Genomic DNA, 14,238 nt, shown 5'->3' on the forward strand with positions numbered 1-14,238 from the left:
CAGATTTTTTCTTCAAAAAAAACAATATCTAAAACCAGTTAACTTTAGAATATATTAATAATATCAATAGTTTGACTTTAATATGAAAATATAGTCGAAGCCCTGTTTAATTTAAGTATAAAATAGCACGACTTTTTTCCCCATTTCGCCCTCGTAATTTTCACAAGGCAACCTTATGTTTTCTGCCCTTACGCGCATGAGCTTAGTCTCTCGAATCATCATCGCCATTATTTTAGGCGTGGCTGTGGCTGTGGTATTTCCCGAAGTTGCTCCCTCATTAAGCCTACTGGGCGACCTGTTTATTAAAGCCTTGAAATCTGTTGCACCGATTCTGGTTTTCATTTTAGTGTTAGCTTCTATCGCGAATTTTAAGGTGGGTCAGTCTAACTCTGCTATCAGGCCGATTATGATAATGTATGCGGTTGGTATGTTCCTTGCTGCACTCAGCGCTGTGGTTGCGAGTATTTTATTCCCAAGTACACTGTTCCTGGATATCGCTACACAAACTGACTTGCAGCCACCTGGCAGTCTGGTAGAAATTCTGAAAAATTTGCTGCTCAGTTTTGTCGCTAATCCGGTGGTTGCCATTGCTGAAGCTAACTTTATTGGTATCCTGGCTTGGTCAGTAGCCTTAGGTATTGCTTTCCGTCATGCATCAGATACAACCAAGACACTTTTGAATGATGCAGCCTTTGCGGTGAATTATGTCATTCGTCTTGTTATCAGTTTTGCGCCTGTAGGTATTTTTGGTCTGGTTGCAGTGACTTTTGCTGAGTCTGGCCTCGAAACGCTGACCAGTTACGTGCATTTACTTGCCGTGTTGCTCGGAACCATGGTCTTTGTGGCTCTGGTCATTAATCCGCTTCTGGTTGCCTTAATCACGCGTAATAACCCATATCCACTGGTGTTCACTTGTTTGCGAGAAAGTGGTATTACTGCTTTCTTTACCCGTAGTTCGGCAGCCAATATTCCAGTAAACCTGGATCTGGCAAAACGTTTAGGTGTCAAAGAATCGACTGCAAGTATTGCAATACCTCTCGGTGCTGCAATCAACATGGCTGGTGCTTCTGTCACTATTACCGTATTGTCATTGGCTGCCGTGAATACTTTGGGAATTAATGTCGATTTTACCACCATGCTGATTCTTTCGGTGGTGGCTGCAATCTCGGCATGCGGGGCTTCTGGTGTTGCCGGTGGTTCATTGCTATTGATTCCGGTCGCATGTGGCCTGTTTGGTATTTCTTCAGACATTGCCATGCAAGTTGTTGCAATTGGTATGGTAATCAGTGTATTACAGGATTCTACTGAAACCGCGCTAAATTCATCGACTGACGTTTTGTTCACGACAGCAGTAGACCGCGCATCAAATTGATTTTATATTAATTAAACAATATGTTTAGCCATTGATGTTGTTATGCCATTACAGCGTTTACCCATCTGGATTCATCTGGGTGCATTTTTTCTTGCCGTGAATGCCGGCATGATTAATGTACTCGGTCTGATTACCGTCCTGCACCAATCCGTTTCCCATATGACCGGTAATATCAGTATGCTGGCCATGGCGCTGGTGAATTGGGAACCGCAGCATATCGTGTATCTGTTTCTGGTAACGCTATGTTATGTCATTGGCTCAATGTATAGCGGTCTTATTCTGGGTAACAGTCACTTTCAGTTAGGACGTCTTTATGGCTATCCGCTCAGCCTGGTGGCTTTGTTTATTCTGCTAAGCTGGATATTGCTCCCTTATTTTCCTCGCTATGGCCTGCTCTGGGCCTGTACAGCAATGGGCGTACAAAATGCCATGGTCAGCCATTATAAGGGCGCAATTATTCGCACCACGCATTTATCTGGCGTACTGACCGATCTTGGTCTGGCCTTAGGCTACCGTATACGCGGATTGGATGTGGAACCACGCCGGGTGATTTTACATGTTCTGATTTTACTCGGTTTTTTCGGTGGTGGTCTTCTTGCCAGCTGGGTTTACCCTTATTTAAAATTAAACTCATTCCTGATCCCGGTCGTGTTGAGTCTGACCCTCAGCCTCACCTACTGGGTGATTTATATACGTTATCGACATCAATTCGACTCATAACTGGACATTCTTATGGTTAAAAACGCATTACAGGCACAATTGTTAAAGGCAGGTCTGGTCGATAATAAGAAAGCAAAAAAACTGTCAAAACAGGCCGTTCACGAAAAGCGCACTGGCGATAGCAGTGATGCTGAAATCAAGGCTAAAATTGAACAGACCAAACAGGAAAAGCTGGCAAAAGATCAGGCGATTGAACGAGAGAAAAAAGCAGCGCTACAGGAAAAAGAACTCAAAGCTGCCATTATCCAAATGATCAATCAGCATAAAATTCGTGACACTGACGGTGAAATTGCCTATCAGTTTATTGATGATTCTAAAATCAAGAAAGTCTATCTGAATCAGCAGATTTATAATGCCCTGGTCGCAGGAAGCCTGGTGATCGCCCGCGAAAATGAAAGCTATGCTTTCCTGCCTAAAGCGCTGGCGGATCGTATCAATGCCAAAATGCAAGGCTTTATCATCGTGAATAATTCAGAGAAAAATGAAGAAACGACTGATGAAGAAGATCCGTATGCAGATTATGTCATTCCAGATGATTTGATGTGGTAAGCCTATTCTTATCTAATAAAAAAACCGGCTCAGGCCGGTTTTTTTAATCTCTAATCTAAAGCCTTCAATTGGAATGATTCAAAATAGACCTTGACTCAAATTTGCAACACCATCCCCGTTGTAACGAAATTAAATTTTTTTTCAGAATAAAAGATGCAGCTTACGTCTCATCTGCATCCTCATTTTTAAGCTGAAACTAGATGGCTTCTACAGGTACATATACGGGCCACCAAGCAGCCTGACGAATCACCTCAACATCAGACTCTTCTGTTTTAAGCTCAGAAATTCCTTGGTCCCGTGCAGTACGAAGCACTTCTAAAGCCACAACGCTGGAAGTTACTCTCAGATCGGCATTTGACGGTAATAACGAGGCACCTTCAGAACCTAAATTTGCCTGACTGGCCACGGCCTGGGCGGCGGCAAAGATCATTTCATCCGTGATTTTTTGAGCTTTGGCAACAATTGCACCAAAACCCAAACCTGGATAAAGTGCCGCATTATTGGCCTGGCCAATTTTATAACGCACATTGTGATAAATCACATCATCAAATGGTGCTCCGGTTGCCACAAATACTTTCCCATTCGTCCACTCAATCAGCTGTTGCGGTGTTGCTTCATGTAGTAATGTCGGATTGGACAATGGGAAGATGATGGGACGTTCAACATGATTGACCATATTTTTTACAATCTGTTCTGTAAATTGACCCGGTGTGGTAGACGTTCCTATTAAAATAGTGGGTCTTACTTGTGCAACAGTTTCTGCAAGATCAATAATCCCTTTATTTTGATTAGCTTTTGCTTGTAATGCTGCCATATGGGGCCAACGTGTTCTTGCCTCTATCGCAGTATGATTAACTACCCGATTAAAACCAGCAACTTCAGCATTTTTACGCACATAGGTTTTTTGGAAATATAGAAGACCATCATTCATATCTTCAGTTAATAAGCCGGGCAAATCGACTAACCAGATTCGGGAAATGGCTTGTTCTTTTGTCAGGCCGCTACGAATCATTTGAGCACAGATTTGATCTGCAATACCACAGCCTGCTGTGCCTGCACCAAAGATCACTACCCGCTGTTCAGTCCACGGTGTTTGACTTAATTTAACTGCATTTAACAGGCCAGACATCACAATAGCACCTGTGCCCTGAATATCGTCGTTAAAGGTTGGAAGGGTTTCTCGGTAACGGTCTAAAATCCGCCGGGCATTGGTCGAACCAAAATCCTCCCAATGCAAAACAGCTTGTGGAAATAACTTTCTTGCAGCTTTTATATAGGCATCTATAAAATCATCATAAACTTTGCCCTGAATACGTTCATGCCGGTTCCCGACATAAGACGGATCATTTAATAATTTTTCATTATTGGTGCCTACATCCAGAATAACAGGGATAACCCGGTGTGGATCTATTCCCGCAGCTGCGGTATAAACCGCCAGCTTACCGATGGAAATATCTACCCCGTTTGAACCCCAGTCTCCAATTCCCAGAATTTCCTCAGCATCGGAAGCGACTATCAGATCAATATCCCCAGATTCAGCACCATAGGATCGAAGCTTTTCTTCAATACTTTCAGGTTCATTAATACTCAAGAAAATACCACGTGGACGTGTCATGATTTCACTATAATTTTCAATTGCCTCCCCCACAATCGGGTCATAAACCACAGGCAACATTTCCAGCATATGACGCTGTAATAATGCATAAAACAATGTCACATTATTATCATGCAGACGCCACATATAAATATGCTTATCCAAATCACTGTTACAGGCCTGGTAAGCCTGATAGGCGCGATTTAATTGCAGTTCCATATCAGTCGTTACCACGGGTGGTAAAATCCCGGTTAAATCCAAAGCTTTTCTTTCTTCTATGCTAAATGAAGTCCCTTTATTTAAGGCAGGATCACGCAAAACTTCATAGCCACGTGCAGTAGTTTTAAATTTACGCTGGTTATTTTCAACAACCACTTTAGCTTGACGAGTATACATATTCATACCTTTTAAAATAATTATAGGATGTTGAGAAAGTATCTGGATTAAATATCAGCTCAGCCGAGCATCTTTTTAGAATCAACACTTGTTAAAATATTATTCGCATATTTTCTTTATGCACTGCGAGTTTTTTTGAAATCATTATTTTTTTAAATTCTGTGTTAATAATTATTCTACCTTTAGGCATTAATATTAAATGAGATAATTAAAAAATTGATTTCAATTTAATTCTTCTTGTATTAAATGATATTAGTTATTAATAAAAGTAAAAATCTATATTTTGTAACTTCAAATATTATATATTGAAAAATAAAACTTATTTCTCATAAAAAATATTCAGTAGCAAATCTATTGAATATGAAACTTGAAACCAAGCTAGAGCTGTATTTTCAGGCCTTTTTAACCGTTTGATAGTAAACAGCATATGAGGAAATGTATTAAAAGTTTATTTAAAATTAAAAAATTCATGCTAAAGCTATAAACTCTATAACTATTTTTTAATTGAATGAGAAAAGATAACTTGGAACAGTTTAAGGTGATCGAGAATATACAGGTCTGGGCAGATCAGTATCCATGGCTGGAAATGCTGTCTTCACTCAGTATTGTGATTTTACTGGCCATTCTTGCCAATCTATTTGCCAAACAGGTTGTGGTACGTGGAATTCGTAAAATGATTTCCAAAATGCCTTTTGCACATAATGAAATCATTGCCGAGCATAGCGTGATTCGTCGCATTGCCAATATCGTGCCCGCAATTGTAATTATGAACGGGATTACCACCGTTCCGCATTTATCTGACAAGGTTGAGACCTTCATCCAGATGGGTGCACAAGCCTTCATCTTCCTGACCATTGCTCTGGCAATTGGTGAACTGCTAAATATTTTCAACCTGATTTATCAACGCAATCCTAAGTCGCGTAACAAGCCAATCAAGGGTTATTTACAGCTGGTCAAACTGATTATCTTCATCGTTTGTGGTCTGATGATTCTGGGAACTTTCCTGAAAAAAGATGTCTTTACCTTGCTGGCCGGATTTGGTGCCATGGCCGCGGTACTGATGCTGGTGTTCCAGAATACCATTTTGTCACTGGTGGCTTCAGTACAGATTTCATCTTATGACATGGTACGGATTGGTGACTGGATTGAAATGCCTTCGCTGAACGCAGACGGCGATGTCATTGATATGTCATTACATACCATTACGGTACAGAACTTCGATAAAACAGTGACCACGATTCCAACCAACAAACTGGTTACGGATACCTTTAAAAACTGGCGTGGCATGCAGGAAGCTGGGGCACGGCGGATCAAACGCTCGATTCACATTGATCAAAACAGCGTACATTTTATGTCGGCTGAAGAACAAAACAAGCTGAAAAATTTTATTCTGCTGGATCAGTACCTAAATACCAAATCAGAAGAGCTGGAACAATTTAACCTGCAACTGAGCCATCATTCACAGTACAATCAGCGCCGTCTCACCAATCTTGGTACCTTCCGTGCCTATGTAGAGTTCTATCTGCAACAGCATCCGGGAATTAGCAAAAATCACTCCCTGATGGTGCGTCAGTTACAACCGACCAGTGAAGGTCTACCACTAGAAATATATGCCTTTACCAATACCACGGTTTGGGCCGAATATGAAAATATCCAGTCTGATATTTTTGATCATCTATTGGCGATTATTCCTGAATTTGGTTTAAAAGTGTACCAAGCCCCTTCAGGTCTTGATTTAAAAGAAGCATTTAGTCAACCTTCTTCCATTATTAGTTAATTATAAGTTCCGACAATTTTTTAAGCCTGAAATACTGTCCTATTTCAGGCTTTTAACTATTCTGTTTTGATAAAAAATCAATAATTTAAAATATAAATTTAATCTTTGGGCGGTCAGCCTGAAATTTTAGAGGATTTTTCCTGCATAAGCTCCTGCAGCATTTTATAAAAATCAGGCTCTAAATTGATCTGATCGTCACAGATACTTGCACCATTTAATAATAAATTCTGGTTTCCTTGATGCTCATAAATTACTGTATTCAGAAACTGCGTACCGGGAATATTCTTGAGCAGGTTCTGTGTCTGCTTCATTTCCGCAAGTTGCTGTTCAGGAACCTTATTTAATACAGTATAAACTTTTAATTGAGTATTATATTGTGCAATCCCAATCGCCAATTGCACCAGTTCGGTTTCAAGCTGACTATCTTCTGGATTGATGGAACTTGGAATAATCAGTTTATCTGCATGTTTCAGGACTGAACGTAAGGCAGGTGTATCCTGCCCATCAATATCAACAATAATATAGCTGAACTGCTGTTTCAGCATATCCAGCCGGTGATCCAGACTATGACTGTCATGTTTTAAGACATCCAGATGCTCGAAAGAAAATTTTTCATTTTTCAGATTTGCCCATTCAAAACCCTGCGGCTCCAGATTGGCATCAAGCAATAACGTAGGACTTTGCCTACGTAATAACTCAGTGATATGCATGGCAATCATGGTTTTTCCTGAGCCTCGTTTACGGCTAGCTACTATCCAAATACTCATATCTTACTGCTCTCGTTTAGGATTGTTTTGAGTGTAAAAAATTGATTAAAATTTAATATAATTATGGATTTAGAATTACGTATCCATATTGAAAAGTAAAGTCTGACTTTTAAATAATTTTGTGGCAATTTCACCCAATTACGGGCTTAAAAAAACAGAATCCTTTATAATTCCCGAAAAGCAAAATGCATGATAAGAGTACGATAATGTTTCGATGGCTTGAAAGACTGGTTGACCCCTATCCCACCAAAAATCTAAACCAACCTTTACCAACCAGGTTTTTTCCATTTGTCTGGCAGGCAGCCTATGGCGTACGCCGTTATTTGCTGATTCTGGTACTGTGTACTGCTGGTGCAGCCAGCTTCGAAGCCTTACTTTACTCAAAAATTGGTGACCTGGTGAACTGGCTGAGTAAAAGCCAGCCGGATACTTTTCTGGAGCAACATGCCAGTAATTTAACCTTACTGAGTATTGTTCTTCTGGCCAATATTTTTTTCGCCAGCGCACAATCCCTGATCAAGCACCAGATTCTGTATAGCAATTTCCCCATGCGTTTACGCTGGCGCTTTCATAATCTGCTCATGAAACAAAGCCTGGATTTTTTCCACAATGATTTTGCCGGACGCTTATCGGCCAAGGTCATGCAAACGGCGTTGGCAGTACGCGAGTTCTGGGTAATTCTGGGTGACATGCTGGCTTATGTGCTGATTTATTTCATCACCATCAATATTGTTTTGGGTGCAATTTCCCCCTTGCTGATCATTCCACTAATGGTCTGGCTAGCCTTGTTCATCTGTGCAGCTTGTTACTTTATTCCTCGTTTGAGCCGAATTTCCAATGCCCAGGCGGATGCCCGTGCGGTCATGACCGGCCGTATCACGGATGCCTATACCAATATCCAGACTGTCAAGCTGTTTGCTCATGCCGGCCGCGAAAGCCAGTATGCCAAAACTTCGATGCAGGAATTTATGGTCACGGTCTATAAACAGATGCGTCTGGGTGCGCAATACGAAATCAGTATTTTACTGCTGAGTGTGGTGTTGTACGGTGGCGTACTGGGTACCGCGATCTGGCTGTGGATGGAAGGTCAGGCCGAGCTGGGAATTATTGCCGCAACTACGGCAATGGTACTGAAACTGAACAGTATTGCCGAATTTATGATGTGGCAGACCTCCGCCCTGTTTGAAAATGTGGGTACCATCCAAGATGGCATGAAGACCTTAGGCCGTAAAATTACCATTGAAGATAAACCAGGTGCCAAAGAACTGCAGCTAAAGCATGGTGAAATTAAATTTGAAAATGTCAGCTTTGCCTATAATGATAAAAACGTCATTGATCAGTTTAATCTCACCATTCATCCAGGTGAAAAAATTGGTATTGTCGGCCGTTCAGGTGCAGGGAAATCCACCCTGATTCAGCTGTTGCTGCATTTTTATCATCTCAACCAGGGCCGTATCTTGATCGATGGTCAGGATATTGATGAGGTCACTCAGGACAGTTTGCGCAAGAATATTGCTTTAGTGACCCAAGATACTTCACTGCTGCATCGCACGGTCGCGGAAAACATTAAATATGGCCGTCCTGATGCCAGCGATGAAGAAATGTATGAAGCTGTGCGTAAAGCCAAAGCAGAAGAATTTATTCCAAATCTGACTGATCTACGCGGCAAAAAAGGCTATGAAGCCTATGTAGGCGAACGTGGCGTGAAGCTTTCCGGTGGTCAGCGTCAACGGATTGCAATTGCACGTGTATTCCTGAAAGATGCGCCGATTCTGATTCTGGATGAAGCCACCAGTGCACTGGATTCTGAAGTAGAAGCTGCCATTCAGAACAGCCTGGATGAACTGATGAAAGGTAAAACCGTAATTGCCATTGCGCATCGCCTTTCGACCATTGCCCAGATGGATCGTCTGATTGTGATGGATCAGGGTCGAATTGCCGAACAAGGCACGCATGATGAACTGGTTGCATTTAATGGTATCTATGCCCAGCTTTGGCAGCGTCAAACTGGCGGCATGCTGATTGAGCAACAAATCAAAGCATCAAAAGATCATGAATAATATGATCTCTAGAAGATTTCAAAACTTCTGATGATTTGATCGTCTTGAATACTGAACAGGTCTGGGAGAAAAGAAAACTTTGCCCAGACCTTTCTTTTTAAAATCTTCTCTACAGATGAACCTTGAGTTGCCATCTATCCGATATTTTTTACTGAAATTCCCCAGCATATGGGCATTGAAAGTACCCTCATGAAGCATGTTTCAATTTTAATTTACACTTACGCCGTATTCTCAGACTTTGGGCTAGCCCATGCAGAAATATGACAGGTTCAATAAAATAATTCTAATTTGATCAACAAAATTATGTGGTTTAATTGATTTTAAGGCTGAATTCAGGCTAATCTGCCAGAGGCACAGTCACAATCGCCAAAATTTTGTCCAACAATTTTAATGAAAAATTTGGTGGCTTCATGCCAATATCTATTCATAAATAAAAAAATTTGAATGAGTGCAACGGATCGCGCATGAAAACAATTGCTCCACGCCAAGACCAAGGAATTCCAGGTGTTTACGGTCTCCTGCTTCTCGATGTCATTTCCCGCTGGGGTTATAATAATGAGTCGCTTTTCAAACCTTTTGGCCTGACCAGTGAACAGTTGGCAGATCCTGATTTTCGTATTCCAACTCCTGTCGCCAATGAACTGGTCAAATATGCCCTGAAACTGACCGGGGAACCGACCTTGGGCTATCATCTCGGCACACAGATGCGGATCTCGATTCATGGCTTTATTGGCTATGCCATTATGACGGCGAATAATATTACTGATGCGCTGGTACTGGCGAATCGATTTATTCAACTTCGCTTACCCTTCCTGCAACTATTTTTCTCGACTTTTGGTGCCAAAGCCACGGTACAGCTGCAAACCGATATTCAGCTTGAACCTCTGCGCACCGAAATTTCAATTGCTTTAATGATTGGTCTGATCAGTATGGCCAAAGCGATTACAGGCGTTAACGATGCAACGGGAGAAATTGACTTCGATTTTAAGAAGCCGGAAGGCTTTGAACGCTTTATGGCGAAGTTCCCCACCCATCAGTTCCGCTTTGAACAGCCCCATTTAATTCTGAGTTTTGATAAAAGCTATCTGATGAACAAGCTGGTACATGCCGATCCGATTGCCAGCCAGATTGCGATTAACCAGTGTGAAACAGAACTTTCTGCCTTGGGCGAACGGCACCGGATTGCCATGCGTGTCCGGGATATCTTGACCCATGCCGAGCAACACTATCTCAGTATTGAAAGCGTGGCGGATCGCTTGCACATGTCTGACCGTACCTTAAAACGTCAGCTCGCCGCCGAAGGCACTTCCTTTTCTACCTTGGTCGATGAAGTGCGTTACCGGCATGCCACCTCGTTATTGTCCCGGACAGATTTTACCTTGGAACAGATTGCCGATGAACTGGGTTATAGCGATGTCGCCAATTTTAGCCGGGCGTTTAAACGCTGGAGTGGTCGCAGCCCGAGCAACTGGCGCAAAGATCCTTATTTATAAGGAAGTATAAGCCTTTTGTTTTGCTTAAAAAGAATGTATAAAACATGTCAAAAATGATCTTAAGATTTTTAAGGAGTTATCAATGAATCATCCTGCAGAATTAAAGTACGCAAGTACACATGAATGGGTGCGCATTGAGGGTGATCTTGTTGTGACCGGTATTTCCGACCATGCACAGGATGCATTAGGCGATCTGGTCTATGTCGAAGCACCAGATCTTGATTCACATATCACTGCGGGCGAACAGGCCGGTGTAGTTGAATCTGTCAAAACTGCTTCCGATATTCATGCACCGGTGTCTGGTGTAGTGGTTGAAATTAATCCTGATCTTGAAGATGATCCTGATTTTATTAATGATGATCCATATGGCAAAGGCTGGATCTATAAAATCAAGCCGGACAATATGGCCGATGTCGAAAAACTGCTCTCCAACACAGAATATGAAGCTGGACTCTAAGCTGGTCCAAGATTCAGATAATCAGCCTCCGGGCTGATTTTTTTATAGAAAAGACAAACTTTTTACTTATTTTTCCCGATTAAACTCAAGGTGTTTCTGTCGGAAACTTATTGCACTTTTCACATATATTTCTTAAAGTGATTAAGGTACTTGCTTTGCAGCCCATCTGTCGTGCTTGCTTATAAAAATAATACTCATGTGCAGTCTCAGCGCTTGTCGCACATATTATTCAGGATCCTCATGAACGACAATACTTCACTTCTTTGGACCAAGTCATTTGTACTTTGTCTGTCCAATAACCTGTTTTTATTTATTTTCTATTTTGCACAAACTACAATTTTGCCAATTTACATCTTGAAAGAGTTAGACGGTAATCTAACCCAGGCCGGTCTGGCCATGACTTTATTTATGGTTTCTGCCATTGCAGTGCGTCCTTTTAGCGGCTTAATTATCGAAAGATTCGGTATACGCAAAACCTTAATTGTCTCAGAAATATTTTTCAATATTTTTTCCTTAGCTTACCTGTTCGCTGATCAGCTCACGATTCTGTTTATCATCCGTTTCTTGCATGGTATCTGGTTTAGTATCTTGACCACAGTTTGTGTGCCTGTCGTAAACCAGTTTATTCCGGAACAGCGTAAAGGCGAAGGTATGGGCTATTTTGTCATGTCGGTTAATCTGGGGATTGTTTTAGGGCCATTTATAGGTCTGAGCCTGATGGAATACTGGTCTTATTTTCAGGTCAGCATACTGCTGGTTGCCCTGGTCTTTATCGGATTTACCTTCTGTTTTCTGATTCCGGTCAAAGAACCTGAAAAAATAATTGAAAATTCTAACAAGAAAACATCACTTGAGCTGACAGATTTTGTAGAAAAGACGGTATTACCTGTTGCGGTACTGGCCATGCTGATTTCTTTTTCTTATGCCAGCATTATGTCCTTTATTGCTCCCTTTGCAGCCAGCAAAGGTTTAATGGCTTATGCTGGTTTGTTCTTTGTGGTTTTTGCAATTTCCATGATGAGCTTACGGCCGATCACCGGAAAAATTTATGATCGTAAAGGTCCACAATATGTGATTTATCCGGCATTGGTGGCTTTTAGTTTGGGCCTATTTTTACTGAGCCAGATCCAGAGCTTATGGGGATTCATGCTTGCTGCTGTCATGATTGGAGTAGGTTTTGGCAGTGTGCAGCCCTGTATTCAAACCTTGGCGATTCAACGTGCCCCCAAGCATCGGATTGGCTATGCAACCTCAACTTTTTATACATTCTATGATTTGGGTATTGCCATCGGTTCATTGCTCATTGGCGCCATCATTGCCGCTTATAGTTATCAGTTGGCTTTTATTTTGTGTGGTCTTTTAACGCTGAGCAACATTGTTTATTTTAAGCTGCTGGTACAACGCAAAACTGACTAATTTTATGGATTGGATTGGATTGGATTGAATAATAAATAATATAAGTCAAAACAGGCAGAAAATTCTGCCTGTGATGTTTTGAGTAAAGGTTTATTCTGACACCGAAGTATTCTCTGCTTCTTTCTCATCCGCTTTTGGATCTTGCATCATGGTGAATTGGGTTGCTTCACTAGCTGGTGCAGTACTGTCCTGACGATTGCTTTTCAGCTTGATCTGCAGACGTAACTCATTGGTAGAATCGGCATTACGCAAAGCTTCTTCATAGGAAATGGCGCCTTGGTTATACAGGTCAAATAAGGCTTGGTCAAAAGTCTGCATGCCCAGTTCACGGGATTTAGCCATAATGGCTTTCAGCTCATGAAACTCGCCTTTCAGGATCAGGTCGGAAATCAAAGGTGTATTCAGCATGATTTCAATCGCTGCCCGACGGCCTTTACCATCTTGAGTCCGAATCAGACGCTGTGAAATAATCGCCTTCATATTTGAAGACAAATCCATCAATAACTGATTCCGGCGTTCTTCAGGGAAGAAGTTGATAATCCGGTCCAAAGTCTGGTTGGCATTATTGGAATGCAGAGTTCCCAAACACAAATGGCCAGTTTCCGCAAAAGCAATCGCATGTTCCATAGTTTCAGTATCGCGAATTTCCCCGATCAGAATTACATCCGGAGCCTGACGCAAGGTATTTTTCAGCGCATTATGCCAAGAATGGCAGTCCACTCCGACTTCACGATGAGTAATCATGGATTTTTTATGTTTATGCACATATTCAACCGGATCTTCTACGGTAATGATATGCCCTGCTGAATTTTCATTTCGGTAGTCAATCATGGCTGCGAGTGAAGTTGATTTACCTGAACCCGTTCCTCCGACTACCAGTACCAGTCCACGTTTTTCCATAATCACATGTTTCAGGGATTCCGGTAATTTCAGTTTCTGGAAATTTGGAATTTCTGCAGTAATGGTACGAATCACCATGCCCACATTAAGTTGTTGCTGGAACACATTGACCCGGAAACGGGAGACGCCCGGTACAGTAATGGCAAAGTTACATTCAAGTTCAGTTTCAAATTCTTTACGCTGTTTATCATTCATCAGACTGTAGGCAAACAGTTTGGTTTTTTCAGCTGTAAGTTCCTGTTGTCCAAAAGGTTTCATTAAGCCTTGATGTTTGATGCTCGGTGGAAAATCAGCCGTAATAAATAAATCTGAGCCACCATATTCCACTACTTTAGTCAGCATGTGATGCATGAATTTTTTTGCTTCGTCCAACAGTTCTGCCGTGAACATTTTCTTTCCCCCGGAAATGCACAACTGCACAAATCTTGATCTTAGATTTATGCCAATATATTTTGATTTCATTGTGCAGCGTTTTATAAATATGCTCAAATATATTTGATTTATAAAGAAAATATTTTTTAATATTTGTGTGATGTACTTCAATAAAAATTAAATTAAGTAGAAGTATTCAAGCTTTTTAAAGTAACTCTGCCAAAAAAATAGGATTGTAATTTTAAAGGTTGAATTCTCGTAGATGACTCATTATTTATGATTTACAATGGCTTTGTTGCATAAACATTCAAAAGCTGAGTTTTCCCCAATCCATTCAAATTTAAGTGACAACTTGGGTGTGAGGT

At 41.3% G+C, this 14,238-nt stretch carries 11 protein-coding genes; 8 read left to right on the plus strand and 3 right to left on the minus strand.

The features are described 5' to 3' along the window. Positions 1-175 precede the first annotated feature (175 nt). The 3 genes from sstT to VXQ92_RS02720 are packed head-to-tail and all read left to right on the plus strand — an operon-like array spanning position 176 to position 2,641. On the plus strand, positions 176-1,372 hold the full coding sequence (sstT, locus tag VXQ92_RS02710) for a serine/threonine transporter SstT (RefSeq protein WP_064096686.1): 1,197 nt from the start codon (positions 176-178) through the stop codon (positions 1,370-1,372). Positions 1,373-1,414: 42 nt separating this feature from the next. Beyond that, entirely contained in the window at positions 1,415-2,092 is a 678-nt protein-coding gene (locus tag VXQ92_RS02715) for a YoaK family protein (protein WP_064102923.1), read from the plus strand. Positions 2,093-2,104: 12 nt separating this feature from the next. After that, positions 2,105-2,641, plus strand: coding sequence for a DUF2058 domain-containing protein (locus VXQ92_RS02720; RefSeq protein WP_416680303.1), 537 nt, complete (start codon positions 2,105-2,107; stop codon positions 2,639-2,641). 196 nt (positions 2,642-2,837) lie between these two features. Here VXQ92_RS02720 and VXQ92_RS02725 read toward each other — a convergent pair whose 3' ends face one another. Further along, positions 2,838-4,631 (minus strand): NAD-dependent malic enzyme, encoded by a 1,794-nt coding sequence (locus tag VXQ92_RS02725; RefSeq protein WP_064102925.1) that lies wholly within the window; start codon positions 4,629-4,631, stop codon positions 2,838-2,840. Positions 4,632-5,154: 523 nt separating this feature from the next. Between VXQ92_RS02725 and VXQ92_RS02730 the strand changes: the two genes are divergently transcribed. Continuing rightward, a complete protein-coding gene (locus tag VXQ92_RS02730) occupies positions 5,155-6,408 on the plus strand; it encodes a mechanosensitive ion channel family protein (protein WP_064096836.1) in 1,254 nt (417 codons plus the stop codon). A gap of 113 nt (positions 6,409-6,521) precedes the next feature. On the opposite strand, the gene VXQ92_RS02735 is transcribed toward VXQ92_RS02730, so the two are convergent. Next, positions 6,522-7,175, minus strand: coding sequence for a hypothetical protein (locus tag VXQ92_RS02735; RefSeq protein ID WP_416680304.1), 654 nt, complete (start codon positions 7,173-7,175; stop codon positions 6,522-6,524). Between the two features lie 206 nt (positions 7,176-7,381). On the opposite strand from VXQ92_RS02735, the gene VXQ92_RS02740 reads away from it, so the two are divergent. The 4 genes from VXQ92_RS02740 (at position 7,382) to VXQ92_RS02755 (ending at position 12,601) form a co-directional block, all read left to right on the plus strand. After that, positions 7,382-9,235 carry an ABC transporter ATP-binding protein gene (locus VXQ92_RS02740; RefSeq protein WP_416680306.1) on the plus strand — a complete coding sequence of 618 codons (1,854 nt, stop codon included), beginning with the start codon at positions 7,382-7,384 and terminating at the stop codon, positions 9,233-9,235. A gap of 464 nt (positions 9,236-9,699) precedes the next feature. Next, positions 9,700-10,728 (plus strand): AraC family transcriptional regulator, encoded by a 1,029-nt coding sequence (locus VXQ92_RS02745; protein ID WP_064102928.1) that lies wholly within the window; start codon positions 9,700-9,702, stop codon positions 10,726-10,728. 82 nt (positions 10,729-10,810) lie between these two features. Next, entirely contained in the window at positions 10,811-11,185 is a 375-nt protein-coding gene (gene gcvH, locus VXQ92_RS02750) for a glycine cleavage system protein GcvH (RefSeq protein ID WP_004280423.1), read from the plus strand. Positions 11,186-11,398: 213 nt separating this feature from the next. Continuing rightward, positions 11,399-12,601, plus strand: a complete 1,203-nt coding sequence (locus tag VXQ92_RS02755) for an MFS transporter (RefSeq protein WP_416680307.1) — start codon at positions 11,399-11,401, stop codon at positions 12,599-12,601. Between the two features lie 90 nt (positions 12,602-12,691). On the opposite strand, the gene VXQ92_RS02760 is transcribed toward VXQ92_RS02755, so the two are convergent. After that, a complete protein-coding gene (locus VXQ92_RS02760; RefSeq protein ID WP_005246179.1) occupies positions 12,692-13,891 on the minus strand; it encodes a PilT/PilU family type 4a pilus ATPase in 1,200 nt (399 codons plus the stop codon). Positions 13,892-14,238 lie beyond the last annotated feature (347 nt).

Source organism: Acinetobacter sp. 228 (genome assembly GCF_048147885.1).

Bases quoted from the DNA above. Each gene is read 5' to 3' on its own strand.
- sstT (WP_064096686.1), top strand. From the start codon at position 176: ATGTTTTCTGCCCTTACGCGCATGAGCTTAGTCTCTCGAATCATCATC.
- VXQ92_RS02715 (WP_064102923.1), top strand. From the start codon at position 1,415: ATGCCATTACAGCGTTTACCCATCTGGATTCATCTGGGTGCATTTTTT.
- VXQ92_RS02720 (WP_416680303.1), top strand. From the start codon at position 2,105: ATGGTTAAAAACGCATTACAGGCACAATTGTTAAAGGCAGGTCTGGTC.
- VXQ92_RS02725 (WP_064102925.1), bottom strand. From the start codon at position 4,631: ATGTATACTCGTCAAGCTAAAGTGGTTGTTGAAAATAACCAGCGTAAA.
- VXQ92_RS02735 (WP_416680304.1), bottom strand. From the start codon at position 7,175: ATGAGTATTTGGATAGTAGCTAGCCGTAAACGAGGCTCAGGAAAAACC.
- VXQ92_RS02740 (WP_416680306.1), top strand. From the start codon at position 7,382: ATGTTTCGATGGCTTGAAAGACTGGTTGACCCCTATCCCACCAAAAAT.
- VXQ92_RS02745 (WP_064102928.1), top strand. From the start codon at position 9,700: ATGAAAACAATTGCTCCACGCCAAGACCAAGGAATTCCAGGTGTTTAC.
- gcvH (WP_004280423.1), top strand. From the start codon at position 10,811: ATGAATCATCCTGCAGAATTAAAGTACGCAAGTACACATGAATGGGTG.
- VXQ92_RS02760 (WP_005246179.1), bottom strand. From the start codon at position 13,891: ATGTTCACGGCAGAACTGTTGGACGAAGCAAAAAAATTCATGCATCAC.